The 26492-nt window shown below is 63.8% G+C and carries 23 protein-coding genes and 1 pseudogene; 10 read left to right on the forward strand and 14 right to left on the reverse strand.

The window, feature by feature from the left end:
• Both AC54AG_RS14535 and AC54AG_RS14540 read left to right on the forward strand, forming a co-directional pair.
• Complete coding sequence (locus tag AC54AG_RS14535) at nt 1–1578, forward strand: FGGY-family carbohydrate kinase (RefSeq protein WP_496630750.1); 1578 nt, start codon at nt 1–3, stop codon at nt 1576–1578.
• Nucleotides 1579–1827: 249 nt separating this feature from the next.
• Nucleotides 1828–4101: a TonB-dependent hemoglobin/transferrin/lactoferrin family receptor gene (locus AC54AG_RS14540; protein ID WP_496630751.1), complete on the forward strand. Its 2274-nt coding sequence runs from the start codon at nt 1828–1830 to the stop codon at nt 4099–4101.
• A gap of 196 nt (nt 4102–4297) precedes the next feature.
• On the opposite strand, the gene AC54AG_RS14545 is transcribed toward AC54AG_RS14540, so the two are convergent.
• From AC54AG_RS14545 to AC54AG_RS14555, 3 genes are all read right to left on the reverse strand, one after another.
• A complete protein-coding gene (locus AC54AG_RS14545; protein ID WP_072454801.1) occupies nt 4298–5656 on the reverse strand; it encodes a diguanylate cyclase in 1359 nt (452 codons plus the stop codon).
• Between the two features lie 290 nt (nt 5657–5946).
• Complete coding sequence (locus AC54AG_RS14550) at nt 5947–7140, reverse strand: aminotransferase-like domain-containing protein (RefSeq protein ID WP_496630753.1); 1194 nt, start codon at nt 7138–7140, stop codon at nt 5947–5949.
• Nucleotides 7141–7316: 176 nt separating this feature from the next.
• Nucleotides 7317–8228 (reverse strand): DMT family transporter, encoded by a 912-nt coding sequence (locus AC54AG_RS14555; RefSeq protein WP_496630754.1) that lies wholly within the window; start codon nt 8226–8228, stop codon nt 7317–7319.
• A 137-nt stretch (nt 8229–8365) separates the two neighbouring features.
• Between AC54AG_RS14555 and AC54AG_RS14560 the strand changes: the two genes are divergently transcribed.
• The 3 genes from AC54AG_RS14560 to AC54AG_RS14570 all read left to right on the forward strand — a co-directional run bounded on the left by AC54AG_RS14560 (nt 8366) and on the right by AC54AG_RS14570 (nt 12587).
• Nucleotides 8366–9799: an aminotransferase-like domain-containing protein gene (locus AC54AG_RS14560; RefSeq protein ID WP_496630756.1), complete on the forward strand. Its 1434-nt coding sequence runs from the start codon at nt 8366–8368 to the stop codon at nt 9797–9799.
• An 88-nt stretch (nt 9800–9887) separates the two neighbouring features.
• Entirely contained in the window at nt 9888–11807 is a 1920-nt protein-coding gene (htpG, locus tag AC54AG_RS14565; RefSeq protein WP_496630757.1) for a molecular chaperone HtpG, read from the forward strand.
• A gap of 216 nt (nt 11808–12023) precedes the next feature.
• The gene (locus AC54AG_RS14570) at nt 12024–12587 is read left to right on the forward strand and encodes a TetR/AcrR family transcriptional regulator (RefSeq protein ID WP_070306130.1); all 564 of its coding nucleotides are present in this window, start codon (nt 12024–12026) and stop codon (nt 12585–12587) included.
• A 15-nt stretch (nt 12588–12602) separates the two neighbouring features.
• On the opposite strand, the gene AC54AG_RS14575 is transcribed toward AC54AG_RS14570, so the two are convergent.
• Complete coding sequence (locus tag AC54AG_RS14575) at nt 12603–13019, reverse strand: hypothetical protein (RefSeq protein ID WP_496630758.1); 417 nt, start codon at nt 13017–13019, stop codon at nt 12603–12605.
• A gap of 155 nt (nt 13020–13174) precedes the next feature.
• Between AC54AG_RS14575 and AC54AG_RS14580 the strand changes: the two genes are divergently transcribed.
• A complete protein-coding gene (locus AC54AG_RS14580) occupies nt 13175–13729 on the forward strand; it encodes a TetR family transcriptional regulator (RefSeq protein WP_496631005.1) in 555 nt (184 codons plus the stop codon).
• Here AC54AG_RS14580 and AC54AG_RS14585 read toward each other — a convergent pair.
• From AC54AG_RS14585 to AC54AG_RS14600, 4 genes and pseudogenes are all read right to left on the reverse strand, one after another.
• Nucleotides 13726–14427 carry a DsbA family oxidoreductase gene (locus AC54AG_RS14585; RefSeq protein ID WP_496630759.1) on the reverse strand — a complete coding sequence of 234 codons (702 nt, stop codon included), beginning with the start codon at nt 14425–14427 and terminating at the stop codon, nt 13726–13728. The genes AC54AG_RS14580 and AC54AG_RS14585 overlap by 4 nt on opposite strands.
• Nucleotides 14428–14487: 60 nt before the next feature.
• Complete coding sequence (locus AC54AG_RS14590) at nt 14488–14820, reverse strand: carboxymuconolactone decarboxylase family protein (RefSeq protein WP_319992594.1); 333 nt, start codon at nt 14818–14820, stop codon at nt 14488–14490.
• 63 nt (nt 14821–14883) lie between these two features.
• Entirely contained in the window at nt 14884–15429 is a 546-nt protein-coding gene (locus AC54AG_RS14595) for an OsmC family protein (RefSeq protein WP_436482043.1), read from the reverse strand.
• Between the two features lie 21 nt (nt 15430–15450).
• Nucleotides 15451–16545: pseudogene (locus AC54AG_RS14600) on the reverse strand (alkene reductase); the annotation flags it as partial.
• A gap of 165 nt (nt 16546–16710) precedes the next feature.
• Between AC54AG_RS14600 and AC54AG_RS14605 the strand changes: the two are divergent.
• Entirely contained in the window at nt 16711–17076 is a 366-nt protein-coding gene (locus AC54AG_RS14605) for a hypothetical protein (protein WP_072454881.1), read from the forward strand.
• On the opposite strand, the gene AC54AG_RS14610 is transcribed toward AC54AG_RS14605, so the two are convergent.
• On the reverse strand, nt 17053–17793 hold the full coding sequence (locus AC54AG_RS14610; protein WP_496630760.1) for an alpha/beta fold hydrolase: 741 nt from the start codon (nt 17791–17793) through the stop codon (nt 17053–17055). The two genes, AC54AG_RS14605 and AC54AG_RS14610, sit on opposite strands and share 24 nt — an antisense overlap.
• Before the next feature lie 125 nt (nt 17794–17918).
• Here AC54AG_RS14610 and AC54AG_RS14615 point away from each other — a divergent pair, with 125 nt between their 5' ends.
• Complete coding sequence (locus AC54AG_RS14615; protein WP_051991956.1) at nt 17919–18956, forward strand: hypothetical protein; 1038 nt, start codon at nt 17919–17921, stop codon at nt 18954–18956.
• A 1-nt stretch (nt 18957) separates the two neighbouring features.
• On the opposite strand, the gene AC54AG_RS14620 is transcribed toward AC54AG_RS14615, so the two are convergent.
• The 5 genes from AC54AG_RS14620 to kynU form a co-directional block, all read right to left on the reverse strand.
• Nucleotides 18958–19983 (reverse strand): leucine-rich repeat domain-containing protein, encoded by a 1026-nt coding sequence (locus AC54AG_RS14620; RefSeq protein ID WP_331777643.1) that lies wholly within the window; start codon nt 19981–19983, stop codon nt 18958–18960.
• Nucleotides 19984–19985: 2 nt separating this feature from the next.
• Complete coding sequence (locus AC54AG_RS14625) at nt 19986–22040, reverse strand: hypothetical protein (RefSeq protein WP_496630762.1); 2055 nt, start codon at nt 22038–22040, stop codon at nt 19986–19988.
• Nucleotides 22041–22142: 102 nt separating this feature from the next.
• Nucleotides 22143–22688, reverse strand: a complete 546-nt coding sequence (locus tag AC54AG_RS14630; RefSeq protein WP_166449266.1) for an RBBP9/YdeN family alpha/beta hydrolase — start codon at nt 22686–22688, stop codon at nt 22143–22145.
• A 23-nt stretch (nt 22689–22711) separates the two neighbouring features.
• On the reverse strand, nt 22712–23599 hold the full coding sequence (kynA, locus tag AC54AG_RS14635) for a tryptophan 2,3-dioxygenase (RefSeq protein WP_070306140.1): 888 nt from the start codon (nt 23597–23599) through the stop codon (nt 22712–22714).
• Between the two features lie 8 nt (nt 23600–23607).
• A complete protein-coding gene (gene kynU, locus AC54AG_RS14640; protein WP_034758495.1) occupies nt 23608–24858 on the reverse strand; it encodes a kynureninase in 1251 nt (416 codons plus the stop codon).
• Between the two features lie 605 nt (nt 24859–25463).
• On the opposite strand from kynU, the gene flhD reads away from it, so the two are divergent.
• Together flhD and flhC are read left to right on the forward strand one after the other, a co-directional pair.
• A complete protein-coding gene (gene flhD, locus AC54AG_RS14645; RefSeq protein ID WP_034758381.1) occupies nt 25464–25781 on the forward strand; it encodes a flagellar transcriptional regulator FlhD in 318 nt (105 codons plus the stop codon).
• A gap of 45 nt (nt 25782–25826) precedes the next feature.
• Nucleotides 25827–26390 (forward strand): flagellar transcriptional regulator FlhC, encoded by a 564-nt coding sequence (flhC, locus tag AC54AG_RS14650; protein ID WP_496630763.1) that lies wholly within the window; start codon nt 25827–25829, stop codon nt 26388–26390.
• The last annotated feature ends 102 nt before the right edge of the window (nt 26391–26492 follow it).

A 26492-nucleotide genomic window follows, 5' to 3' on the forward strand; every position in this document is an offset into this window, starting at 1 on the left:
ATGGCCAGCGCAGCCGGCCCCGGGCCGTACATTCTCGCCATCGACAATGGCACGCAAAGCGTGCGCGCGCTGCTGTTCGACCGCGATGGCAATCTGGCGGCAAAGGCGCAAGTGTTCCTCGAAGCGTACTATTCCGATCACCCCGGCTGGGCCGAGCATGACGCCGACGGCTACTGGCAAGCCGTGTGCGCAGCGTGCCAGCAGCTGTGGCGCGGCACGGACATCAATAAATCCTTGGTGGCCGGCGTGGCCGTGACGACGCAGCGCGGCACGGTCGTCAACGTGGATGAAGAGGGCCAGCCCTTGCGGTCCGCCATCACGTGGCTGGACCAGCGCAGCACGCGCGACATTCCCCCGCTGGCGCCATGGTGGCGCGCCGCCTTCCGGGCCACGCGCCTCGATGGCACGATTAGCTACTTCCGCCGGGAGGCCGAGATCAACTGGATCAGCGCGCACCAGCCCGACATCTGGCGCCGCACGCACAAATTCCTGCTGCTGTCGGGCTTTTTGAACCACCGCCTTTGCGGGTGCTACGTCGATTCGACGGGCTCGCAAGTGGCGTACATCCCGTTCGACTACAAGCGCCACGCGTGGGCCGGGCGCTTCGACTGGAAGTGGCAGGCGCTGGCAATTCAACGCTCGATGCTGCCGGAACTGGTGGCGCCGGGCACGCGCATGGGCGCCATCACGGCATCGGCCGCCGCGGCGACGGGCATCCCCGAGGGCACGCCGCTGCTGGCGGCGGCCGCCGACAAGGCCTGCGAAGTGCTGGGTGCCGGCTGCGTCGAACCGCACGTGGCCTGTCTGAGTTACGGCACCACGGCCACCATCAACACGACCAACCGCAAGTACGTGGAAGTGACGCGCTTCATTCCGCCGTATCCGGCGGCCATGCCGGGCGCCTACAGCACGGAAGTGCAGATCTTCCGCGGCTACTGGATGGTCAACTGGTTCAAGGAGCAGTTCGGCGACCGCGAACGGGCGGCGGCGGCCGAAGATGGCACGGGCTTGTCCGCCGAAGCGCTTTTCGACCGCCTGGTCGACGCCGTGCCGCCCGGCTCCATGGGCCTGATGCTGCAGCCGTACTGGAGTCCCGGCATCAAGGTGCCGGGCCCGGAAGCGAAGGGCGCCATGATCGGTTTTGGCGACGTGCACACGCGCGCGCACATCTACCGCGCCATTCTCGAAGGCCTCGCGTATGCGCTGCGCGAAGGCAAGGAGCGCATCGAGCGGCGCAGCGGCATCGCGATCACGGAGCTGCGCATCGCGGGCGGTGGTTCGCAAAGCGACGCCGCCATGCAGCTGACGGCCGACATCTTCGGCTTGCCGGCCGCGCGCGCCCACGTGTATGAAAGTTCGGGCCTGGGCGCGGCCATCGCCGCCAGCGTGGGTCTGGGCTGGCACGCGGATTTCCCCGCCGCCGTGCAGGCGATGACGCGCAAGGGCAAGGTATTCCAGCCCCATCCCGAGCACCGCAAGATCTACGAGCAGCTGTATCGGCGCGTGTACCAGAAGATGTATGCGCGGCTGCAGCCCCTGTACCGCGAGATCGCCGACATCACCGGCTATCCGGAATAGCTAGTTATTAAATCGTATTGCGAATCATTCGCATCCGATATATGATGTGTTCCGCATTTCACTAAGGCAACTTATCCCGGTGACTGCAGTGCGCCGCCGGCCATGCGCCGGCGGCGTTTCCGCGCGGGCAGAGTTCCGCCGCAACGCTTCCTTCAACGCCGCCGCTTGATCGTGCACAGCTGTCCTCTGCCCCTGCATTTTTTCATTCCACAAGCATCGAGCAGCAAGCAAACCCAGGCAAGGATAGCGATGAAGAGCAGCAGCAAACAACGATTGACCCCGCTGGCCGCCGCGCTGGCGCTGGCATTGGGTGGCGCGCACGGCCACGCGTGGGCGGCGGCGATGGCCGACAAGATCGAGAAGGCCGACGCCGTGCAGATGCCCGCCATCAGCGTGTTCGGCGACGCCATCAGCGCCGGCACGGCCGGACGCTCGTACATCAACAGCGCCGACATCGAACGCCAGCAGGCCGACAATGTCGCGTCCTTGCTCGACACCTTGCCCGGCGTGGACCTGGCCGGTACGGCCCGCCCCAGCGGACAAAGTTTGAATATCTGGGGCTTCAATAAAGTGCAGGACGTGAAAGTCATCCTCGATGGCGTGCCCAAGGGCTTCGAGAAATACCGCCAGGGTTCCATCTTCATCGAGCCGGAACTGATCAAGCAGATCGAAGTGAACAAGGGCGCGCATACGAGCTTGTATGGCAATGGCGGTTTCGGCGGCGTCATCACGGTCGAGACCAAGGATGCGCAGGACTTGCTGGAAGGCGGCGAGAAAGTGGGCGCCATGCTCAAGTATTCGCGCCACTCGAACAATGGGGAAAACGACGCTACCGTGGCCGTCTACGGCCGCACGGAAGATGGCCGCTTCGATGCCATGGCCTTCACGACGCAGCGCAAGTCCGACGATTTGCGCAAACCCGATGGCAAGCCATTCCGCTTTTCCGCCATCGACGCGCCATCGAGCCTGGCCAAGCTGAATATCCGGCTGACGCCGGAGCAGCTCTTGACCCTGACGGCCATGAAGAGCGGAAGCTCGGGCTGGGGCCCGTTTGCCGCCATGGGCGAGGACGTGCCCACGCCGACCGAGGCGGAAATCAAAAAATATGGACTGGAAGAGGCGTGGCAGCGCAAGGCCGTGTACCGCGACCAGGACGACGATACGTATTCCGTGAAGTGGCAGTACGCGCCGCAAAATAATCGATGGATCAAGCTGACGGCCAGCGCCGGCTATTCGCACACGGACCAGCATGACAAGCGTTTGCCATCGGCGTCGCTCGGTTCCTACCTGGGGTCCCTGGGCAACGAGAGCTGGGCTTCGTACGTGGACCGCATCGCGGAAGTGCGCAACGAAAGCGTGTTTACGACTGGCGCCGTGTCGCACGTGCTGCTGACGGGCTTGCAATGGCACAAGAACGTGCGCGACACTCTGATGTACTACCCGTCGTCGACGGCGCTGAAGGACCCCAGCTACAACTACGGCTACTTCCAGCCCTACTACATGCCGGCCGGGCGCCAGGAAACCACGGGCCTGTATCTGCAGGATGCGATGACGTATGGCGACGTGACGGTGACGGCGGCGCTGCGCCACGACAGAGTCGTTTCCGAGGGCGTGCCGAACAAGGCGTCGCGCTACAACAGCCCGCTGGCGGCGGCTGGCCACGACTTCAGCGAAAAGGCGCACGAAGACTGGTCGCCGCGCCTGGGCCTGTTCTGGAAGGCATCCAGCACGCTGGCCTTGTTCGGCGACTTGAGCCGCACCTGGCGCGCGCCGACGATCGACGAGATGTATTCGAATGAATATTATGTGTCGTCCAGGCTCGGTTCATCGACGCCGGGTACCAGCCGCGACCTGGCCGTCGAACGGGTGACGGCCGTGCGCACGGGCGTCATGCTGCATCGGCAAAACGTGTTCATGGAACGCGACGACGTGCAGCTGCGCCTGACGGCGTACCAGAACCGCGTCAGCGACAATATCGGTCCGCGCCTGGGTATCCTGATCGAAGGCTATGTGCCGGGATCGGGCAAGGTGCCGCCGGCCCTGTCGTCCTACCGCAACCTGGCCGGTTTCCGCACGCAGGGCGTGGAGGTCGAGTCCTATTACAACTCGCCGCGCCTGTTTGCCAGCGCCTCGCTGTCGAAGCAGCGCGGCACGCGCACCGGTTCCCAGCGCGACCCGTGGGGCCAGGACGAACCCGTGTCGACCATCGCGCCCGATAAGTTGATGGCGGGCCTGGGTTGGCGCATGCCCGACCTTGGCGCCAGCATCGGCTGGCAGGGACGTTTCGTGGCGAAGCAGGAGCGCGTCTTGCCGGTGGGGAGTGTCTACCGCCTGCCGCCATCGAAAGGCTATGCGCTGCATACCGTGTTTGCGTCGTGGATTGGCCGGCAAGGCATGTGGCGCGGCACGGAGGTGCGGTTGACGGTTGATAATGTTTTCAACCGCAATTACATGCCCTACCTGAGCGAAGCCGTTACCGGCGTGGGGAGGAATGCGAAGTTGAGTGTGTCTAGAAAATTCTGATTACTTCTGAAAATGGCGGGCCGGAGACGCGGGCCTGAGAAAATGCCGATGGCGGCGTTGCAGCTTCCTTGCCGTACATTCGTACTGTCTGCGTCGCTGCGCCTTGCCCTCGACATTTTTCAGGCCCGCTTGGCCCCGGGGTGCCTTTGCGTGGGACGTGGGCCTACTCTTTGTTTGCCGCATGTCTTGCTAAGCTTTAACGCAGTACGATCGCCTTGACCGTTTCCCAGGCCGTGCTGCCCGAGTGCGTGGCGCGGACCTGGTTGCGGCCCGCTTCCTTGGCCACGTACAGGGCGCGGTCGGCGGCGACGAACAGGGCTTCGCGGTCGTCCAGCTGGTGCGGGCGGATGGTGGCCACGCCGATGCTGACGGTGATCCATGGCGACGTGCTTGACCGCGGATGCGGCAGTTGCAGCGCTTCGATGCTGGCGCGGATGGCCTCGGCCAGGTGCAGGGCGCTGTCGGCATCCGTGTCGGCGAACAGCAAGACGAATTCCTCGCCGCCGTAGCGGGCCGCCAGGTCGCCGGAGCGGCTGGCGTGGGCGGCGATCGCCTGCGCCACCTGCTGCAGGCAGAGGTCGCCGGCCGGGTGGCCCAGGCTGTCGTTGTACAGCTTGAAGTGGTCGACGTCGAGCACCACCAGCGACAGGGCACCGCCGCCGCGCACGGCGCGCTGCCATTCTTTTTCCAGGAAGCTGTCGAAATGCCGGCGGTTGGCGATCTGCGTCAGCGGGTCGAGATAGGCGGCGCGCTGCAGCGCGTCTTCCGACTGCTTGTGGTGCGTGATGTCGTGCAGCAGGCCGATATACAGGGGCTGGCGCAGATACATGGGCGTCAAGGTCAGGTCCATGCTCAGCGCCGCGCCGTTGCGGTGGCGGATCGCCACTTCGCGCGTGCCGTGGTTGTGCGCCTTTTCCGGATTGGCCGCGTGCATGGCGAAATAATCGAGGTATTCCTGCGTCACGAGGGGGCTGAGCAGCTCGCCGATGAAGCGCCCGGCCAGTTCGTTTTCTCGGTAGCCCAGGTACTGGTCGCAGGCCGGATTGGTGTACTGGATGCGGCCATCGGCCTCGATGATCAGCAAGCCCTCGGCCATGTTGTTGACGATGGTGCGCAGGCGCTCGGCCTGTTCCTGCTGGGTTTCATTGTTACTGCGGATTTTCAGCTGGGCGCGCACGCGCGCACACACTTCGGCCATGCGCAGCGGCTTGCTGATGTAGTCGACGGCGCCGCAGTCGAGACCGGCCACCACGTCTTCCGTTTCCGTCTTGGCGCTCATGAAGATGACGGGGATGCGCTGCGTCAGCGGATGCTGCTTGAGGCGGCGGCACGTTTCGATGCCGTCCATGTCCGGCATCAGCACGTCGAGCAGGATCAGGTCGGGCTGGGCGCGCTGGGCGATCGCCAGCGCCCGCTCGCCGGACGTGGCGACATAGGTTTGATAACCCTGTTCGCTCATCAGCTTGCGCAGCAGCTCAAGGTTGGCCGGCGCATCGTCGACAATCAAAATGGCGGCTTCATGCCGCTGGGAATGCTCCACACTGCCTGGACTCATTGCTTCCGGCCTTCTCGATGTACTCTGCGCTGCCTGCGTTTGCTGCATATTCGGTGATGCTGACCGGGTTCAAATCTGATACAGCCGTCAAATCATACCGCCTCGCCATTTTTTTGGGTGAAAAAATCGATGTTACGCGAGCAATGAAAGTATTATTTTTATGATATTTTTAAAAATAAATACACGCAATTGCTATCATGAAAGCGGTTTTTAGGCGGAAAAGACGCGTGCCCCTGGTGCAGGGGCAGCGGGGGACACGTCCCGCGTCAGGCGGGGCGTGGAGAATGCAATTACATTTTTGCGGCGATCAGTTTGCCCAGGATGGCGATGCCTTCGCGGATGCGTTCCGGCGGTACTGTCACGAACGACAGGCGCAGAGTGTGCGTGTCGGGCGTGTTCGCGTAGAACGGCGCGCCCGGTACGAAGGCGACCTTGTTGGCGATGGCTTCATCGAGCAGTTTCATCGCGTCGATGTGTTTCGGCAGGGTGACCCAGATGAACATGCCGCCTTCCGGCTTGGTCCACGTGACGCCGGCCGGGAAGTGTTCTTCCAGCGCCGACAGCATGGCCTGGCACTGGTTGCCGTACAAGCTGCGGATGCTGGGGATGTGCCGGTCCAGGAAGCCATCCTTGATCACTTCATGCACGACCATCTGCGTCAGCTGCGAGGTGTGCAGGTCGGCCGCCTGCTTGGCCAGTTCCAGGCGGCGTACGAGCGGCATCGGCGCCACCACGTAGCCGAGGCGGATGCCGGGCGTGAGCACTTTCGAGAACGAGCCCATGTAGATGACGCCGTCCGGATTCATGTTGATCATCTTCGGATACGGCTCGCCGCTGTAGCTGAGGGCGCCGTACGGATCATCCTCGATCAGCGGCAGGCCGTGGCGGGCGCAGGTTTCCACCAGCTCCACGCGGCGCGCCACGGACAGGCTGCGGCCCGTCGGGTTCTGGAAGTTCGGCAGCGCATACAACAGGCGGGCACCATCGGCGACGGGGTTGATCGACGACGGCACCAGGCCTTCGTCATCGGTATCGACGGAAACGAATTCGGGACGGTAGACGGAGAACGCTTGCAGGGCGCCCAGGTAGCTGGGGGTTTCCACCAACACTTTGCTGCCTTCGTCGATCAGGACCTTGCCCAGCAAGTCCAGCGCCTGCTGCGAGCCGGACGTCATCAGCACCTGTTCCGGCAGGATGGTGCTGCCATTGCTCGACAGCGAGTCGGCGATCCACTGGCGCAGCGGCAGGTAGCCGTCGGTCGGGCCGTATTGCAGGGCCACCTTGCCATTGTTCGACAGGACCTTGTCGAAGGCGATCTTCATTTCTTCCACGGGGAAGGTGGCGGGCGAGGGCAGGCCGCCGGCAAACGAGATGATCTCGGGACGCTGCGTGATCTTCAGGATTTCGCGGATGAACGAGCTTTGCAGCTGTTCCGCGCGTTCGGCAAAGCGCCATTGGATCGGATTCGGATTTTCAATTTTCATACGAGTCTCACAGAAGATGCCGAGCTGCGCTGGCTGGATTTGTTGGCCCGCTTGTGGCGGTGCGTTCGCAAGCGGCGCCGGATAGGCGCCGCCATGGTGCTGCGGTATTGTACGGCTTGCACGCCGCCGTGCCCATGTGCACGCGCAACGGCGTTGCAAATGGGCGTCAAGAAACCTTACTTCAGCTTGCGCCCGATGGTCACCACGGCGATCACGGCGCCGGCAAACAGCAGGCTTTCGCCCGTCAATGGCTCGTTCAGCAGCACGGCGGCACCCAGCAAGGTAAGGAAGGGTTGCAGCAGCTGCGTCTGCCCCACACGGGCCACGCCCCCCAGCGCCATGCCCCGGTACCAGAAAAAGAAGGCGATAAACATGGAAAACACGGAGATGTAGGCAAAACCCAGCCAGGCCGCGCCGCTGGCCTGCGCCATCAGCGCGCGCTGGGGCCACGCGTTCCATAGGACCACGGGCAAGACAAAAGGCACGGCCAGCAGCAGCGCCCAGCAAATCACATGCTGGCCCGGCATGGCTTGCGCCAGGCGCCCGCCTTCCGCATAGCCGAGTGCGGCGAGCAGCACGGCGGCAAAGATCAGCCAGTCGGCCAGGTGGAAGCTGCCGCCGCCCTGGCGCAGCGCGAACGCCACCACCAGCGCCGTGCCGAGCAGGGCCATCAGCCAGAATCCCGGGGAAGGGCGCTCCTTGCCGCGCAGTACGGCAAACACGGCAGTGGCCAGCGGCAAAATACCCACCAGCACGGCGCCGTGCGAGGCGGGCAGGCTGCGCATGGCGATCGACGTCAGCCACGGAAAACCCACCACGCAGCCCAGCGACACCAGGGCCAGCGGCAGCCATTGTTTGCGGCGCGGCAGCGGTGCGCGCTGCTGCCACAGCCACAGGCCGGCCAGGCAGGCGGCGACTAGGGCGCGGCCCAGGGCGACAAAGGTGGGATCGAGTTCGGCCACGGCCAGGCGCGTAAAGGGCAGGGTCAGGCTGAAGAGGGTGACGGCGATCAAGCCCAGCAGCAGGCCTTTGCGGTCGGCGCCGAGGCGCAGGTAATGGCTGGGGGAGGGTGTGGCGTGCGATGGCATGGCTGTCCTGGTGCGGGTGGTGTGGAATAAAGGCGGGCAGATGTGGATGAATGCGCCCGGTACTGCTATCCTAGGGCGCAATAGCAATACAGTACAAATACACTTTTACGCATAATTCCACATACTGTGATGGTCATATGAGCAATACACTCGCCTCTCCGTCCCTGCCTTTGCTGTCGCGCGCCTCGGGCGAAACCCTGATCGACCAGATCGCGCGCTCGCTGGCGGCGCGCATCGATGACAAGCTGCTGCGCGGTGGCGTACGCATGCCGTCGATCCGCCAGTGCGCGGCCGGCCTGGACGTGTCGTGCGCCACGGTGGTGGGCAGCTACGACAAGCTGGTGGCGCGCGGCTACCTGGAATCGCGGCGCGGCGCCGGCTTTTTCGTGCGCGAGCGCTCGCCCCTGAACACGCCGGCGGCGCCCGCTGGCGCGCAGGAAGCAGCGGCGCAGCCGATGGACGTGGTGTGGCTGATCCGTAACATGTTCCGCCAGACGCCGGCCATTCCCGCGCCCGGCATCGGCATGTTGCCCGCCGAGTGGCTCGATGGCGACCTCGTGGCGCGCGCCTTGCGCGAAGTCAGCCGCCAGCCCGGCAGTTTGTTGCTCGGCTATGGCATGCCGCAAGGTTTCTTGCCGCTGCGCCAGCAATTGCAGCTGAAGCTGGCGGGGCTGGAAATCGCCTGCCCGCCCGAACAGATCGTCACCACGGTGGGCGTGATGCAGGCGCTGGACCTGGTGGCGCGCGAGTTTGCCCGCCCCGGCGACACCATTTTCGTCGACGATCCCGCGTACTGGCTGATGTTCGGCGCCTTTGCCGCCATGGGCGTGAATGTCATCGGCATCCCGCGCCTCGGCGACGGCCCCGATATCGCCGTGCTGGCCGAGCTGGCGGCCCTGCACCGTCCGAAGCTGTACGTGATCAACTCGGTGCTGCACAACCCCAGCTCGACGTCGCTGTCGGCGGCCAAGGCATTCCAGGTGCTGCGTCTGGCCGAACAGCACGATTTCCTCATCGTCGAGGATGACATCTATTGCGACATGCACCCGGGTGGCGCGGTGCAGCCGGCCACGCGCCTGGCCGCGCTGGACCAGCTGCGCCGCGTGATTTACCTGGGCGGCTTTTCCAAGAGCCTGGCGGCGAACCTGCGCGTGGGCTTCATCGCCACATCAAATGAGCGGGCGCAGCGCCTGGCCGACCGCAAGATGCTGGCGACCCTCACCACCAGCGACATCGGCGAAAGGGTCGTGTATAAAATCCTCTCGCAGGGGCTGTACCGCAAGCATGTGGAGCGCCTGCGCGCGCGGCTCGACAAGGTGCGCGAGGGTACGTATCGCAAGGTCGAACAGGCAGGCTTGCGCTTCGATCCCGCGCCGGCCGGCATGTTCGTGTGGGCCGATGCGGGCTGCGACACGAATGTATTGGCCGAAAAGGCGCTGGCCGAGGGGCTGGTGCTGGCGCCGGGCAGCCTGTTCTCGCCGCGCCAGCTGCCGTCGACCCGCATGCGCCTGAACCTGGCCACGGTGCAGGACGAGCGGGTGTGGGCGTTTTTCGCCCGCGCGCTGGGTTAGAGGCGACTTTCGGCAGCCGCTCTTGAAATCGCTGGCACCATCCCCAACTCCGTAGAATCCGTCCCATCCACAAGACTATGAGGTAAAAATGGCTGTCTCCGAAAAGCAAACCCTGGGTTTTCAGACCGAAGTGAAGCAAATGCTGCACCTGATGATCCATTCCCTGTACTCGAACAAGGAAATCTTCCTGCGCGAATTGATTTCGAACGCGTCCGACGCGGCCGACAAATTGCGCTTTGAAGCGATCGATAACGACGCTCTGTACGGCAACGATCACGAATTGAAGATCAAGGTCAGCTTCGACAAGGATGCGCGCACCATCACCATTTCCGACAACGGCATCGGCATGACCCGCGACGAGGCGATCTCGCACCTGGGTACCATCGCCAAGTCGGGCACCAAGGAATTCTTCGGCAAGCTGTCGGGCGACCAGCAGCAGGATGCGGCCCTGATCGGCCAGTTCGGCGTGGGCTTCTATTCGGGCTTCATCGTCGCCGACAAGATCACCGTCGAAACGCGCCGCGCCGGCGTGGACGCCTCCGAGGGCGTGCGCTGGGAGTCGGCCGGCGAAGGCGATTACAGCATCGAGACCATCGAAAAAACGGGCCGTGGCACGGACATCATCCTGCACCTGCGCGAAGGCGAGGACGAACTGCTGTCGAGCTGGAAGATCAAATCCATCATCCGCAAATATTCGGACCATATCTCGCTGCCGATCGTGATGCAGAAAGAAGAGTGGGACGAAGAGAAAAAAGAAACCGTCCTGAAAGACGAATTCGAAACCGTCAACCAGGCCAGCGCCCTGTGGGCTCGCAACAAGGCCGACATCACGCCGGAACAGTACGACGAATTCTACAAGCACGTGTCGCACGACTTCCAGTCGCCGCTCACGCACACGCATAACCGCGTGGAAGGCCGCAGCGAATACACGCAGCTGCTGTACATCCCGGCCAAGGCACCGTTCGACATGTGGGACCGCAACAAGCGCGGCGGCATCAAGCTGTACGTCAAGCGCGTCTTCATCATGGACGATGCCGAGCAGCTGATGCCGACCTATTTGCGCTTCGTGCGCGGGGTGATCGACTCGGCCGACCTGCCGCTGAACGTGTCGCGTGAAATCCTGCAGGAGTCGCGCGACGTCAAGGTCATCCGCGAAGGCTCGACCAAGCGCGTGCTGGGCATGCTGGAAGAACTGGCGAACGCGGACGAGCAGGACAAGAAGGACAAGTACGCCGTCTTCTGGAAGGAATTCGGCCAGGTGCTGAAAGAAGGCATCGGCGAAGACGCGGCCAACAAGGAACGCCTGGCCAAGCTGCTGCGCTTTGCGTCGACGGCCAACGACAGCGACGAGCAAATCACGTCGTTCGCCGACTACGTGGCGCGCATGAAGGAAGGCCAGGACAAGATCTATTACGTCACGGCCGACAACTACGCCGCAGCGAAAAACAGCCCGCACCTGGAAATCTTCCGCAAGAAGGGCGTCGAAGTGCTGCTGCTGACGGACCGTGTCGATGAATGGATGCTGTCGTTTATCCAGGACTTCGAAGGCAAGGAACTGGTCTCCGTCGCCAAGGGTGGCCTGGACCTGGGCGCGCTGGAAGACGAAGCGGAAAAGAAGGAGCACGAAGAAACGGAAACCTCGTACGCCGACCTGGTGGGCAAGATGAAGACGGTGCTGGCCGACAAGGCCAAGGACGTGCGCGTCACGTTCCGCCTGACCGATTCGCCAGCCTGCCTGGTGGCCGATGAAAACGAATTGTCGGGCAACCTGCTGCGCATGCTCAAAGCGGCGGGCCAGAGCGCGCCGGAATCGAAGCCGATTTTGGAAATCAACCCGAACCACCCGCTGGTGACGCGCCTGAAATACGAAGACGCGGAAGGCGGCAAGTTCGGCGACTGGGCCAACATCCTGTTCGACCAGGCCATGCTGGCCGAAGGCGGCTCGCTGGCCGACCCGGCCAGTTTCGTGAAACGCCTGAACGAATTGCTGCTCAATTCGGCGAAGTAGTCACCACTGCGGACATCGGACGTAGGTCGGATTAGCGCAGCGTAATCCGACACGGCGGCGGTGGCCGATGTACTGAAGCCGGCCCTTTCCTCCCGAAAGGGCCGGCTTTTTCATGCGCATGCCCCAAGCCCTGGCCGCGGCGACTTCAGGCATAATTGGCCCTTGTTGAATTTAATCCGTCAATGGCCGGCATGGCCGTTGATGCAGGAGCCTGTCATGTCAGTGAGTACCCGCGACGCCCTTTTGAAAAGCGCAGAGATCCACCTGCGTTCGAAAGGCTACGCCGCTTTCAGTTATGCCGATTTGTCGGAAGAAATCGGCATACGCAAGGCCAGTATCCACCACCATTTCCCCACCAAGGAAAACCTCGGCGTGGCCTTGATCACGCAATATATCGACGTGTTTACCGAAAAGCTGCAGGCGATCGATGCGGCGCATGCCGATCCGGTCGAACGCCTGCGCGAGTTCGGCGGGCTGTTCCTGGCCAGCGCCAACGACCATTTGCTGCCGCTGTGCGGCGCGCTCGCGGCCGAAATGGCGGCGCTGCCCGAATCGCTGCAGGCTCTGGGCCGGCAGCTGATGGCGCAGCAGCTGGACTGGATGGAAAACAATCTCGTGCAGGCGGCGCAGCTGCATGGCTGGACCTTGCGGAAAGCGCCGAAGGATTATGCCTTCATGCTGCTCAGCGCTCTGGAAGGCGCCAGCTTTATCGGCTGGGCCCTGGGGCCGTCGACCGATCCGCTGGCCGCTTTCCATTACATGCTCGACAATCTGGCGTAGCGCGGGTCAGCCCGCTCAGGCAAACAGGGCGGGCTTGGCAATCATGAGCGCGCAGATGGTCAAAAACACGGCCAGCTTGATGCACAGCCAGGTTTTCAGCCTGGCGACCGCCTGCGCGTATCCCTGTTCCACCTTCTCTTCCACCTTGTCCGCCCAAAAATGATCGATGGCTTGCGCGCCGATAAAAAGCGCGAGGGACAGCCGCATCCAGCCCATGTGCAGCCAGGCCCATTCTTGCTGGTACAGCAGGACCAGCCCGCCGGCAAGCAGTATCGAGCCTGCGACGGCGATCTGCTGGTGGAGCTTATGCAAGGTGTCGCGGCCGGCAGGCTCGCGCATCAGGTTCAGCAGGCGCGGCGTCAGCATCATCGGCCCAATGAAGGCGATGGCGGCGACAACGTGCAGTATTCGCAGGAATGTGTAGGTGTGCATGGCGTTCTCGTATCGGCAAGGACGGTTGTTTGTGGAACGTTTAGAATAAGTTTTACTACCCACTTCCGCTACTCGCATTCATGGCAAAAACTGCAGCGCATGGAGAACCCCGCAAGCGGCCGTCCCAGGCCAGATCGGCCGCCACCGTCGCGGCGATGGTGGAGGCGGCTGCTCGCATTATCGAGGTGCGGGGCTGGGCCGCGTTGACGACGAATCACGTTGCCGAGCTGTCCGGCGTCAGCATCGGCTCCCTGTACCAGTACTTCCCGTCGAAAGAGGCGCTGCTGGCCGAACTGGTGCGCCGCGAACGCGCAGTGCTGCTGCACGACGTGGGTCTAGCCATGGCGCTGGAGGGAGAATTGCCGTTCGCGATAGAACAGGGTGTGATGGCCGGCCTGGCGCACCAGTTCAGGCGCCCCGCGCTTGCCCTCGCGCTGGAATCGGCGCCGTCGTCGCCATCGTTGCAGCATGAGGACGAGACCTTGCGGCAGGCGCTATCGGGCCAGCTTACGGGGCTGCTGGCGCGTCATGGCGTCGCCGATCCTGATATGGCCGCCGCCGACGTGATTGCGCTATGCCGCGGCATCATCGACGCCGCGGCGTTGCGGGGAGAAACGGATATGGCGTCGCTTGCGCGGCGCCTGGGGCGCGCCGTCCATGGCTACCTGGACACGGCGGGACCTGCCAGGGAAGCTGCCGCCAGCGCTTAAGGGAGGATGCAGCCGTCCAGGCCACACATTTCCCCGGCCGATGCGGCCAGATCCTCCTGGGACCTGGCATGCATTTTTTCCAGTGCCTGCAGGAATACCTCTTGCGGCTGCGCGCCGGAAATGTGCGTCCCATTGCCAAAGACGAACAGCGGCACGCCGGAAGCGATGCGCGAGGCGCTGCGCTCATCGTCCTGCACCTGCTGGCGCAATTGCGGTGTCGACCACGCGCGCTGCACCGCCTCGGCAGGCACGCCCGCCTGCGCCGCGAGCAGGGCGAGGGAATCGCGGTCGAACAGCGACTTGCCGTGCGAAATACTCTGCGCATACAGCACTTCGACCAGGCGCTGTTGCAAAGCCGTGTCGCCGGCGGCCTTGACGAGCATGTGCGCGTCCATGGTGTCGCCAAACAGCATGGTGTCGAAGCGGTAGTCCAGGCCTTCGGCCGCTCCATGCGACTGCACCGAATACAGCATGCCCTCGGCGGCCATCGGATCGCGAAATTTTTTCAGCAAGGCTGCCTTGATCGGTTCGGCCTGATGGTTCGGTGCGATGCGGTAGGCGCGCAGCCTGACCTGCACGGTGTCCCTGTGTTCGAAAGCGGCAAGGGCCTTCTCGAAGCGGCGCTTGGCGATCCAGCACCAGGGGCAGACGAAATCGGACCAGATGTCGACGACCAGCGCTTGTGTGTTGTTTTTCATGGTTGCTCCTTGAGTGGCCGGCCCGGCGTGCACGCATGCCAGGCCGGCTGATGCGTCAGTTCAAGCCTTGTCGAACGCGTCCAGCACGTGGGTGCTGTACACAACGGCGGCGCCGGCATTGAGGTTGATCGCCACGCCGAGCGCCTCGGCGATTTCCTCGGTGGTGATGCCCAGTTTCTTGGCGGCGGCAGCGTGGAAGGCGATGCAGCCGTCGCAGCGCGTCGTGACGGCCACTGCCAGCGAGATCAGTTCCCGCGTTTTCGCGTCGAGATGGTTGGTCTTGTCGCCGGCGCCGCCCAGTGCGGCGATGCCTTTCATGGTGTCGGGCGTCAGTGCGTTCAGTTGCAACGCACGTGTGTTGATATCTTGCCGAGCTTGTTTCCAGTCTTCCATGATTTCCTCGCTATGTAGGCGCTTGCGCGCGGGTTGGTGGTTCGATGATTCCAGGGATGGGTATCAGGCCTCGATAATTTCCAGGGTGGGCAGCATGCGGATGGCCTTCGAGAAATTGGCCAGGTTGACCGACGTTTTGGTGACGGCCTGGTGCAGCGCCTCGACGCGCTCGCGCGAGGCATCCGTGCGCAGCCGCACCACGTAGCTGACTTCGTCGTAGCCGGGATTGACGTTCTCGTCCAGGCCGAGGAAGCCGCGCAGGTCCAGCTTGCCGTCCGTTTCGATTTCCAGGCTGTGCACGGTGATACCCATGGCCGCCGCATTGGCTGCGTAACCGACTGACAGGCAGGCGTTGAGGGCTGCCATCAGCAGTTCTTGCGGATTGGGCGCCGTGTTTTGGCCCAGCAATTCATGCGGTTCGTCCGAGGCGATCTCGAAATGGCGCGCATGCTTTTCACCGCCCAGCACATAGTGGCTGACGGTGGCCACGCTGCGCGTCTGGTGTTGCCACCGGGTCTTGACGTTGAAACGCGCCTCGCCCTTGCCGGGATGCCCTGCCACGCCCTGGGCGAATTGCTGCAATGCCGCCACATTGATGCCATTGAGCATATTGCTGGCAGGCGCCGCACCATACGCGGGATAGTCGGTATAACCGTGGGACGGGGCGCCGCTGGCGCCGTAATAGGTCGAACGGTCGCTGTCGGCCAGCGGCCAGTTGTTTTGCATGCGCTCCACCAGATCCGGGTTGGAGATGAACGGCATGCCGAAGGCGATCAGGTCGAGGTCGCCTTTTTCCAGCTCGCTGCGCGCCAGTTCCTGCGTGAAGCCGCCCGCGCCGATCAGGGTGCCGTGGTAGTCCTGGCGGAATTGCGCGCCAAAGCCGGGTGGCACTTGCGCCGCCGTGATGGTCGGCTGGTAGTTCAGGTGCACATAGGCCAGCTTCCTGGTGTTGAGGGCCTGGGCCACGCTGCTCCACACCTGCGCTTCATCGGCATAGGCGCGCATGTCGTACAGGCGGCCGAACGGCGAGACGCGTACGCCGACCTTGCCGCTGCCGATGGCGGCCGACAGGGCGTCTATGGTCTCGAGCAAAAAGCGCTGGCGGTTGGCGATGCTGCCTCCATACTGGTCGGTGCGCGTATTGACGGCGCTGCTGAGGAACTGGTCGAACAGGAAGCCGTTGGCTGCCATGATTTCGATCCCGTCAAAGCCAGCGTCGATAGCAACTTTTGCCGCATGCACGAAGTCGGCGGTGACGCGCGCGATCTCGTCGACGCTCAGCGCGCGCGGCACGCTGGGCAGCACCGGCCCCGCCTTGCCTGGCTCGATCCAGGCGTAGACGGTGGTGTTTTCCGCCGCCACGTCGCTGGGGCCCACGGGCGCCGCGTTGCCCGGCTGGATAGACACATGCGACATGCGGCCCACGTGCCACAGCTGGGCGAAGATCTTGCCGCCCTTGGCATGCACGGCATCGGTGACCTGGCGCCAGCCCTGGCCCTGCGTGCTGCTGTAGATGCCGGGCGTGTACAAATAGCCGCGGCCTTCATCGGAGACGGGCAAGCCCTCGGTGACGATCAGGCCTGCCGAGGCGCGCTGGGCGTAATACAGCGCGGTGAGCGCATCGGGATTGTTTTCGAGCGTGCGCGTGCGCGTCATCGGCGCCATGACGACGCGGTTGGCCAGGGAAATGCCGGACAGGTCATAGGGGGTGAACAGTTGATGCATGTAATGCCTCGCAAAGGTCGAATGCGCCGTGGCGCGAAAAGATTGCCGGGTGAAATACCGGGTTCGAAATAAGTCTACCATCTAGTAGGTAGGCAAGTCAACCGGTCGCATTGCCGGCAAAATCGCTATGATGCGGCTTTGCACGGGACGATACGGATGATGGCCATGAAGAAGCGCCTGATGGCGGGCCTGGGCGCGCATGCGCTGGGCTGCCTGTTGTTTATTGTGTTGAGCTGGCTGGGATTTTTCCTGTACACGCAGCTGTTCGGCAGCCTGGGCTCGCGCGGCGTGGCCGGCGGCCTGGCCTTGCTGCTGGTGTTTTACGTGTACGCGGGCACGAATCTGCTGCTGGCGCTGCTGCCGCCTGGCTGGTGGAAGCCTGCGCTGTGCGGCTTGCTGGGTGCGGCCGTGCTCGCGTATCTGTTGCCCCAGCATCCGCTGCGGGCCATCTACTTCAGCGTGCTGGCGGGCGGCTTGAGCTGGCTGGCCGTGCTGGCCAGCGCGCGTTTAAGCCGATATTTGCGCGGCTGACAGGCCCGTAATAAAAGCGGCGACGGCGACGGCGGCCGCTTCCGGCGCCGCCTGCAGCAGCATGTGCGGCGCGGCAATGTCAATCACTTGCGCGCCCGGCGCCTGCCGCAGTATCTGCACGGCGTTCGCGGGCGGCACCAGGCGGTCGTGGCGGGCGCGCAGATACAGCACGGGCAGGCTGCCGCGCGCGAAGCTGCGCGAGGCGTTCGTTTCCAGCACGGCGCGCAGGCGCTGGCGCAGCGTTGCCGGCGGCACTTGCGCCAGCGCCGCGGCCAGTTCATTCTGCAACTGCGGCGTGGAGAAGGGCGCCAGCAGCGCCTGGCGCAGGGCGAAGCCGGGCATGGCGCCAAAGGGCACGAGGCCGAGCAGGTGGCGCAGCGGCGCCAGCATCGGGCGCGGATTGCGCACGAACGAACAGCACAGGACCAGGGCGCGCATGTCAGGCGGCGGATCGGCGCGCAAAGCCGCCCCCAGCGGTCCGGAAAACGATTCGGCCAGCACGACGAAAGGGCGGTCCCGCGGCAGGCGCTCGCGCACGAATGCTTCCAGCGCCGCATAGTCGAGTGGCGCGGACGGATAGGCGATGGCCAAGGTGTCGATGGCGCTGTGCGCGCGCAAGGCGGCGTCGAAATGGTGGAACAGACTGGCCGTGCCATCCATGCCGGGCAGGAGGACGAGCAGTGTCGAAGCGGTAGGAGAGATCGTCATTGCAGCCATGATAACAGCCGCGCCGGCGCACGCGCCGCCCGCCAGCCGCACGGCATGGGGGCTGGCGCCATGCTAGAATCGCCGGCGCGCCATGCGTGGCCGCAAGAGCGGCCAAATCCCCGACAGACAGAATCATGCATATCATTTTTTCGAATTACCGCACCCTGGGCGGCGCCTTGCTGGCAGCGGCCTGCATCCTTTCCCAGCCCGCCCGCGCCACGGCGGCGCCCTCGGCGCCGGCCGGGAAAAGCCTGTCGTCCTTGCTGGCCGGCGGTCCCTTGCCGCGCCTGAGCGAAGACCCGCAGGTGCGCGCGGCCCTGTTCGATTTCTTCGGTTACGCGCGCGGCAGTTACACGGAGGACGATGAACTGCTGCTGGCGCAGGCGCTCGAAGCGATCAGCGAAAAGCGCGACGCCACGCGCACCGTGCTGGCCGACGGCCGCCAGTTGCTGGCGTCGATGAATGACCGCAAGCAGGGCCGCGAACGCGGTGCCATGCTGCTCGACAAGCGCGGCGCCATCATCGCCTTTGGCCTCGTCAACGGGCATTGCCGCCTGGAGGGCCAGCCGCTGGCGAAGGTCTGCAATCCCGATCCGAACGCCGTACTGACCGTGTTCCACCGCAAGGGCATGCTGGTTGGCGATGCGGCGCCCTTGCTGGCCTGGGCCCGGCAATTGCCGCCCATGCTGGCGCTGATCGCGGGCGACAAGGAAGCGGGCGCCGACGGGCAAAAGATCGCCACCGTCGAATATGTGCTGGCGCAGCCGGCCCTGCCGGGCTGGAACCGTGCCCAGCTGCCGCCCGCGTATCCGCCGGCGCTGCTGCCGCTGCTGCTCGATAAATCCACGGTGCTGACGTCGGCCGGCGCGGGCGTGTTTGCCTATCCGCTCACCTTGAAGGGCAAGAAACAGAATAATGTGCTCGACCATGCGGAAGGCCGCCCGCCGCGCGACCTGGAAGTGGCGCTGCGCAGCTATGCCAGTTTCGACACGGTGGTCGAGCGCTATCGCCAGCTGGCCAAGGGCGCCCGGCTGCAGCGCAATGAGCGCACGGCCTACCTCGATGGCAACATGGGGCAGGGCAGCTACCGCGTCTATATCCGCAACACGGGCGCCGATGGCGTGATGATCGACGTGGCTTTGTGGCAGCGCAAGCTGGCCGCCAGCCGCTGATCTAGCAGGGACCTGGCTGCTCGTAGCCTAGTTGCGCCAGCTGCGCGGCGATGGCGTCGTCGCGGGTTTTTTTGCCCGTTCGCAGGCGCGCATGCGTGAGGGACGCGGGCAAGCCATGCGCCAGCAGGGCGTCGATGTCGAGCATGGTTTCCGATGCCGACAGCTGGCGCAGGGCGGGCAGGGCGGCGAGGCCGGGCAGGCTCTCGAGCGTCTTGCAGGTGTGCAGATGCAGGCGCTCAAGCACGGGATTGGGCCCCAGCGCGATTTGCCGCAGCTTGATCTGGTCTTCCACCCATAGCGCCTGCAGCAGCGGGAAGCGGCCGATGTCGCCCAGGGTTTCCAGGCCGCGCACGCGTATCACTTCCAGTTTCCGCAGCAGGGGCGCCTCGATGTGCGCGAGCGATTCGCGCCCGCCCAGTTGCAACAGCAGCCGGTCCAGGCGGGCCATCTCCGAGATGAAATCCAATGGCACCTTGTTCTTGATGCGGTACAGCGACAGCTCGTGCAGCGCCGGCAGGCCGGCCACAGTGTCGATATGCTGGTCGTGGCCCTCGATGACCAGGCTGGCCAGCTGCGTGTAGTGGCGCAGCGGCGCCAGGTCGATATTGTTTTTGGCCGACTCGCCCAGGTTCAGGTATTCGAGGCCGCGCAAATTATCGAGCTGCAGGATGTCGGCCTGCGCCAGCTTGTACACGCCCAGGCTCAGGCGCTTCAGGTGGCGCAGCTCGCCCAGGGTTTCCAGATGGATGGCTTGCCAGTGGCAGTCGATGGACAGGCTGGCCACATGCGGCAGCGCGCGCAGGATGCGGGCGTCGAACACCCTCGGGTCGTAACCGTAGATGCGGATGGTCAGCGCCGTGCCGCAGGTGGCGGCCAGGGCGTCGAGGTCGGCCAGCAGCGGCTCCGGCTCGCCCAGGGTATCGAACTGCACCAGTACCTGCTGGCCGCCCGCGATGGCGGCGCGGATCGCCCTGGCGTCGATGCGTTCGGGATTTTGGATGCGTAGCGGCTGTGTTGCTTGCGTCATGGTCATAGTCCTATCGGGTAGTCCACTTTCCTGGGAGGAGGGCAGCCTTCCGGCCCCGGAAACGTTTGCTTGCCCGTGTCGTCGTAGCGCTTGCCGCACTCCACGAGCACGCGCTTGCGGAAGGTGTAGATGCTGGCCACCTTGCCATTCGGGTGGTAGCAGATATTGTCGCCGTCGCGGTCGGACGAAGCATAGCTGATCATGGTCTCGCCGTTGACCGTGCGCGTGCTGTGGCCGCTGCGCGGCTCCGTGCATTTGAGCTGGCCGCTTTCGTAATAGACGTTCAAGACCGAGGTGTCGGCGGTGCGGTCGACCAGCAGTTCATCCTTGCGCTTGCCGTTCGGGTAATTCGAATAGCCTTCCTGGCGCTGGCCGTACTGGAAGGCGTAGTAATACTGCGGCTTGCCGTCCGGGTAGTACATATGGTGGTACTCGCACACGTCGTCGCGCGTGCTGCCGTATTCCTTGAAGGTGCAGCGGTGGATGTCGTTGAGCAGCTGGCCGTCTTCATAGTATTCGCGCAGGTGCGTGAGCAGGCGGCCCTGGTCGATGACGGCCAGGCGCTCCGGCTTGCCGTTCGGGTAGTAGCGCGCGTCCAGGCCCTGCTTCTTGCCCATCTCCCACAAGGTATCGAGGCGCAGGATCTTGCCGCTGTCGTCGAATGCCTGTTCACGCCCATCGAGCTGGCCGTTGCGGTAGGTGGCCGTGTAGACCACGTATTCCTTGCCGGCCGGGCCCAGATAGCGCGTGCGGCTGCCTTCGAGCACGCCGGCCTGGTAATGGTCGCGCAGGCGCAGCGCGCCCTGCGCATCCGTGTCGATCGCTTCGCCCTGTTTTTTGCCTTGCACGAAAGTGACGCTTTGCGTGGCCTTGTCCTTGAGCTTGAGTTTCCACGGACCGTCGCGCAAGCCTTCGATGAAGCTGCCGTCGCCGTCTTCCGTGATCCACGCGCCATGGCGCGAGCCGTTCACGTAGTTGCCGCGCGTTTGCAGCTTGCCGCCCATGCGGCGTTCGTGCGGGCCGTTCAGCTGGCCGCCCGCGTAGGTGTCGAAGCCCGTCACTTCCTCCGCATCGGCATAGTTGACGACCGTCCAGCGGCCTTCGCGCTTGCCGGCCCGGTACATGCCGCTCTCGCTCTGTTTTGGGTAATTGAAGTACCACATGCCTTCCTGCAGGCCGTCGACGAAATGGCCTTTTTCGCTGCCTTCATGCATGCCTTCGCGCACCCACAGGCCCTGGCGCTTGCCCTTTGCGTACTGACCCCGCTCGACCACCGAGCCGTCGTCCCAGGCCAGGCTGTAGATGACGGAAGGGCCTTCCTGGCTGCCCGTGAACTGCTTCGGCGCCGTTTCCCACGTCACTTGCCACAGGCGGTAATTGCGCAGGATGCCGGCGCCCGCATCGCTGTACAGGGTGTAGCTGGCGGTAAGAAAACGGTCGCCTTTCTTCTCGAAGGTTTTCTTGTAGATGATGGCGTCCTGGCTGCCAGCCTCCACGGGCTTGCCCTCGTCGCTGTAGTAGCCGACGACGGTGCCCTGCGTATGGTCGATGGCGTCGAAGTCCGCATTGCCGCTCTTGCCGCGCGCGACGCTGTAGTCCATCGGCGCCAGCTTGGCCAGCGCCGCCTTGACCTGGCCCGCGTTGGGCGAGGCGCTTTGCGCCACGATGCGGTTCAGGGCCGGCTGCAAGCCGTCGAGGCGCCGGTATTTTCCGGAACTACGGTGGTAGCGGTAGGCGCGCAAGCCGTTCTTGCCGTCCTGGCGGAACAGCACCAGCATGGTTTGCACGCTGTCGTCCGACTCCTTGTCCAGCGAGGCGTAGAAGACGGATCGGATAACGGCGTTGCCGAACTGGTCGAGCAAAATGGGTTTCGATGTGTCGCTCTTGCATTCGCAGTAATAGCCGTTGACGCCCTCTTTTTCCTTGAGAAAGGCGATGTCGAAGCCGCTGTCCTGCGACGCGGTGATGGCGGGATGGGCGAGGGTCTTGCCTTCGTAGAAGGGCGCGCCGTGGGCGAAGGCGGAGCAGAGCAGCAAGGGCAGAAGCAGACGTTTCATCGTGAGGCTGGCGCCGGGGCGCCGCAATGGAAAGGCCACGATTCTGCCTGCGTTCTTACTTGCGGGCAAATGGGCGCGCGTCTATCGTGTGCGCGCCCTTGTTCAGGGCTGGTGCGCGGCGCAGAAGTCCAGCAGCAGCTGTTCGCCGTCCGGCCACGGGCCGTAGCCGGCGTCGCCGTTGATATGGCCGGCGTCGCCGATCATGGTGAAATCGCTGCCCCAGGCGGCGGCAAACGCGCGTGCCCGCGCGAAGCTGACGTAGGGATCATCGCCGCTGGCGACCACCAGGCTGGGAAACGGCAAGGCTTGCAGCGGCATCGGTGCAAAGCCCGTCGTGCCGGCGGGGTAGGAGGGCGCTTCCACATCGCTGGGGGCGACGAGGAAGGCGCCGGCGATCTTGTGCGGCGAGCCGCTGGCAGCCCAATGGGCCACCAGCGTGCAGGCCAGGCTGTGCGCTGCCAGCACGGGCGGGCGCTCGCAGGCGGCGATGGCGCGGTCGAGCTCCGCCACCCATTCGTCCTTATCCGGCGTCTGCCATTCCCGGTGCGGCACGCGCGACCATTGCGGGTGGCGCGCTTCCCAATGGGTTTGCCAGTGCTGCGGCCCGGAATTCCACAGGCCGGCCAGGGTCAGGACCAGAGGCGACATCATTTCTCCTTTTGAAATTGAAATCAGAGCTCCGTGCGTAAGGCGAAGAGCTCAGGGAACAATACCACGTCGAGCATCTTGCGCAAATAGCTGACGCCCGCCGTGCCGCCCGTACCCGTCTTGAAGCCGATGATGCGCTCGACCGTCGTCACATGGCGGAAGCGCCAGAAGCGGAAGGCCGTTTCCAGGTCGACCAGCTTTTCGGCCAGCTCGTACAGGGCCCAGTGTTTCGACGGGTCGCGGTAGACTTCCAGCCACGCCGCCTTGACGGAGGCGTCGGTGCTGGTCGGCAAGGTCCAGTCGGCATCCAGGCGCTCGGGGGCGATATACAGGCCGCTGCGCGCCAGCAGCTTGATCGACTCGTCGTAGACGGAGGGCGTGCGCAGGGCGGCGTCGAGCACCTTGTAGGTGTCCGGCGCCGTCGTGTGCACGTTGAGCAGGGCGGCGTTCTTGTTTCCCAGGATGAATTCGATCTCGCGGTACTGGAAGGACTGGAAGCCGGACGAGGCGCCCAGGTAGGGACGGATGGCCGTGTATTCGGGCGGTGTCATGGTGGCCAGCACGTCCCAGGCGTGCACCAGCTGGTCCATGATGCGCGCCACGCGGGCCAGCATTTTAAAGGCGGGCGCCAGGTCGCCGCTTTGCAGGTTGGCGCGCACGGCATGCATTTCGTGCAGCATCAGCTTCATCCACAATTCGCTCGTCTGGTGCTGCACGATGAACAGCATTTCGTTGTGATTCGGTGACAGCGGATGCTGGGCCGTGAGGATGCGGTCCAGCGCCAGGTAGTTGCCGTAGCTCATCGATTCGCTGAAGTCCATCTGCGCGCCATGCCACTGCGCATCCTGGCCGCCCGCATGCATGGGGCAGCCGCTGGTGTTTTCCTTGTTCATATTCTTGTCGTCGCTCATGGGGGGATTCAGGTGACGGCATCGCGCTTGGCGGCGATGTCGTAGGCTAGTGTGTCGAGGATGTCGCGCAGGATTTCCACGGCATCCCACACGTCGGCAAAGCTCGTGTACAGGGGCGTGAAGCCGAAGCGCATGATGGCCGGTTCGCGGTAGTCGCCGATCACGCCGCGCGCGATCAGTGCCTGCATCACGGCATAGCCATGCGGGTGCGTGAAGCTGACCTGGCTGCCGCGGCGCGCATGCTCGCGCGGCGTGACGAGACCCAGCGGATGGCTGGCGCAGCGCTGCTCCACCAGCGCGATGAACAGGTCTGTCAGGGCCAGCGACTTGCGCCGGATGGCTTCCATGCTTGTTTGCGCAAAGATATCGAGGCCGCATTCGACGAGGGCCAGCGAGAGTATCGGCTGCGTGCCGCACAGGGCGCGGGCGATGCCGTCGGCGGGCGCGAAGCCCGGGTCCATGGCGAACGGCGTGGCGTGGCCCCACCAGCCGGACAAAGGCTGGCGGAAGCGTGCCTGGTGTTTTTGCGGCACCCAGATGAAGGCGGGCGAGCCGGGGCCGCCATTCAGGTATTTGTAGGTGCAGCCGACGGCCAGGTCGGCGCCGGCGCCGTTCAGGTCCAGCGGCACGGCGCCGGCCGAATGGGCCAGGTCCCACAGCGCCAGCGTGCCTTGCGCGTGGCAATGGCTGCTGATGGCGGCCATGTCGTGCTGGTAGCCGGTGCGGTAGTTGACGTGCGTGAGCATGGCGACGGCGCAATCGGTATCGATGGCCTGCGCCAGTTCCTCGGGACTGTCGACCAGGCGCAGCTGGTAACCGCGATCGAGCCAGGCGGCCAGGCCTTGCGCCATGTACAGGTCGGTGGGGAAGTTGCTGCGTTCGCTGACGATGATGCGCCGCGCGGCATGCGCGGGATCGCTGGCCTGCATCTGCAGGGCGGCGGCCAGGGCCTTGAACAGGTTGACGGAAGTGGTGTCGGTGATCACCACTTCGCCCGTGCCGGCGCCCAGTAGCGGGGCCAGGCGGTCGCCCAGGCGCTTTGGCAGGTCGAACCAGCCGGCCGTATTCCAGCTGCGGATCAGGTCCGTGCCCCATTCTGCCGTGATGACGTGCTGGGCGCGGGCCAGGGCCGCTTTCGGCCGCGCGCCCAGGGAATTGCCGTCGAGGTAAATCACGCCTTGCGGCAAGTCGAATTGCTGGCGCAAGGGCGCCAGGGGATCGTCGAGGTCGCGTGCGCTGCAGTCATGTCGAGAAATCATGGTGGCTTTCATATTGATACTTATCTCATGGCACGATATTGCTTGAAGCTTAAAGGATTGTGCGGGAGCAGGCAGTGTAGCAAATCCACGCCGGAAAGCGGCATTTCCGCGTTCGAGGAGGCGCGCGAAGTGCCAGCCTGCGGGGCGCCAACGAGAAAAATCACGATTTTTAAAAATATTTTCAAATAACCCTAAAGTTTCGCCAAGCGCCGCCGTCAACGATTACATGAACGGTGTCAAACCGGCCAAAAAAGAATGCAGGTTTTTGAAATATTTTTCAAAAAAGCCCTAAAGTTCCTGCCAAGGCAGCCGTTATCTAAGTAGACAGGCTTGATTCCGATCAAGTTGTTGTAAAAAAGTGATATTTTTTACAGGCCAAAAATTGGCTAAATCCGGCATGCAGCCAACCACCGACATCCGCGCCGTTACTGGCGTGCGACCATGATCGAGCAGTGTTTGTCAGACAAACACCTACGATCCCATCCGCTATTCCCCGACCAAAAATACAGCGCTGCGCCTCTGTTGCGTTTAATGTTGCTCCTGCAGAATGTATCTCACTGGCAACAAACAATGCCAGCTGAATTCAACGGATTGAGGAGATGGAAATGACTGCTAACGACATGATGGCTGAGATTCGCGACGCTAACCTGAGCTACCTGATGCTGGCCCAGCAAATGATTCGTGCGGACAAGGTAACGGCCATCTTCCGTTTGGGCATCGCCGCCGAAATCGCCGAACTGATCGAAGGCATGAGCAATGCGCAGATCCTCAAGCTTGCTGGCGGCAACATGATGCTGGCCCGCTTCCGCTTCGACGACAGCGCCATCCTGGGCATGTTGACGAACTACAATAAAGACCGCTCGCTGGCCCAGTCGCACGCAGCCATTCTGATGGCTGGTCAGGGCGTCGAAGAAATCGCTTGATGCAACAACCTTCAGTCAGTATCAGTCAGTAGCGGAGTACACAGCATGGCCAAGAAAAGTGTCGTATCGGAAGCGCAGGAAATCCAGCTGGCCATCGAATTGATACAGCTGGGCGCCCGTTTGCAACTGCTGGAGACGGAAGTCTCGCTGTCGCGCGAACGCCTGCTGAATCTGTACAAGGAATTGAAGGGCGTCTCGCCGCCCAAGGGCATGCTGCCGTTTTCCACCGACTGGTTCATCACCTGGCAACCGAATATCCATTCCTCGCTGTTCATCAATATCCACAAATTCCTCGTCGATCACGCCGGCGCCACGGGCATCGAAGCCGTGATGAAGGCGTATAAACTGTATCTGGAACAGATGCCGCCCGAAGCGGGCGAAGAGCCGCTGCTGTCGCTGACGCGGGCCTGGACCCTCGTGCGCTTTTTCAGCAGCAAGATGCTGGACATGGCGCCCTGCGGCAAGTGCGGCGGCAAGTTCGTCGTCAACTGCCTCGACCTGAACGCCGATTATGTGTGCGGCCTGTGCCACATGCCTTCGCGTGCCGGCAAGACCAAGAAGGCGCGCGATGAAGCGGCCGCTGGTGCATCGCCGAGTGTCGCCGCCTGATACTGCCCGAATTATTGTCCCAATATAGCCTCAGTAAAAACCGGAGCGGTCGCCAGACCGGACTCCGGTTTTTTCATGGTGCTTTCGCTTACACTGGCGTTT

The sequence above is a fragment of the Janthinobacterium sp. BCJ23 genome (assembly GCF_059617945.1).

Excerpts from the sequence above, each read along its gene's own strand:
- AC54AG_RS14615 (WP_051991956.1), top strand. The coding sequence starts at position 17,919 with ATGCATATCATTTTTTCGAATTACCGCACCCTGGGCGGCGCCTTGCTG.
- AC54AG_RS14630 (WP_166449266.1), bottom strand. The coding sequence starts at position 22,688 with ATGTCGCCTCTGGTCCTGACCCTGGCCGGCCTGTGGAATTCCGGGCCG.
- AC54AG_RS14535 (WP_496630750.1), top strand. The coding sequence starts at position 1 with ATGGCCAGCGCAGCCGGCCCCGGGCCGTACATTCTCGCCATCGACAAT.
- AC54AG_RS14560 (WP_496630756.1), top strand. The coding sequence starts at position 8,366 with ATGAGCAATACACTCGCCTCTCCGTCCCTGCCTTTGCTGTCGCGCGCC.
- AC54AG_RS14580 (WP_496631005.1), top strand. The coding sequence starts at position 13,175 with ATGGTGGAGGCGGCTGCTCGCATTATCGAGGTGCGGGGCTGGGCCGCG.
- AC54AG_RS14540 (WP_496630751.1), top strand. The coding sequence starts at position 1,828 with ATGAAGAGCAGCAGCAAACAACGATTGACCCCGCTGGCCGCCGCGCTG.
- AC54AG_RS14545 (WP_072454801.1), bottom strand. The coding sequence starts at position 5,656 with ATGAGTCCAGGCAGTGTGGAGCATTCCCAGCGGCATGAAGCCGCCATT.
- kynA (WP_070306140.1), bottom strand. The coding sequence starts at position 23,599 with ATGAGCGACGACAAGAATATGAACAAGGAAAACACCAGCGGCTGCCCC.
- AC54AG_RS14570 (WP_070306130.1), top strand. The coding sequence starts at position 12,024 with ATGTCAGTGAGTACCCGCGACGCCCTTTTGAAAAGCGCAGAGATCCAC.
- flhD (WP_034758381.1), top strand. The coding sequence starts at position 25,464 with ATGACTGCTAACGACATGATGGCTGAGATTCGCGACGCTAACCTGAGC.
- AC54AG_RS14590 (WP_319992594.1), bottom strand. The coding sequence starts at position 14,820 with ATGGAAGACTGGAAACAAGCTCGGCAAGATATCAACACACGTGCGTTG.
- flhC (WP_496630763.1), top strand. The coding sequence starts at position 25,827 with ATGGCCAAGAAAAGTGTCGTATCGGAAGCGCAGGAAATCCAGCTGGCC.
- AC54AG_RS14550 (WP_496630753.1), bottom strand. The coding sequence starts at position 7,140 with ATGAAAATTGAAAATCCGAATCCGATCCAATGGCGCTTTGCCGAACGC.
- AC54AG_RS14575 (WP_496630758.1), bottom strand. The coding sequence starts at position 13,019 with ATGCACACCTACACATTCCTGCGAATACTGCACGTTGTCGCCGCCATC.
- htpG (WP_496630757.1), top strand. The coding sequence starts at position 9,888 with ATGGCTGTCTCCGAAAAGCAAACCCTGGGTTTTCAGACCGAAGTGAAG.
- AC54AG_RS14595 (WP_436482043.1), bottom strand. The coding sequence starts at position 15,429 with ATGCTCAATGGCATCAATGTGGCGGCATTGCAGCAATTCGCCCAGGGC.
- AC54AG_RS14620 (WP_331777643.1), bottom strand. The coding sequence starts at position 19,983 with ATGACGCAAGCAACACAGCCGCTACGCATCCAAAATCCCGAACGCATC.
- AC54AG_RS14610 (WP_496630760.1), bottom strand. The coding sequence starts at position 17,793 with ATGGCTGCAATGACGATCTCTCCTACCGCTTCGACACTGCTCGTCCTC.
- kynU (WP_034758495.1), bottom strand. The coding sequence starts at position 24,858 with ATGATTTCTCGACATGACTGCAGCGCACGCGACCTCGACGATCCCCTG.
- AC54AG_RS14625 (WP_496630762.1), bottom strand. The coding sequence starts at position 22,040 with ATGAAACGTCTGCTTCTGCCCTTGCTGCTCTGCTCCGCCTTCGCCCAC.
- AC54AG_RS14605 (WP_072454881.1), top strand. The coding sequence starts at position 16,711 with ATGAAGAAGCGCCTGATGGCGGGCCTGGGCGCGCATGCGCTGGGCTGC.
- AC54AG_RS14555 (WP_496630754.1), bottom strand. The coding sequence starts at position 8,228 with ATGCCATCGCACGCCACACCCTCCCCCAGCCATTACCTGCGCCTCGGC.
- AC54AG_RS14585 (WP_496630759.1), bottom strand. The coding sequence starts at position 14,427 with ATGAAAAACAACACACAAGCGCTGGTCGTCGACATCTGGTCCGATTTC.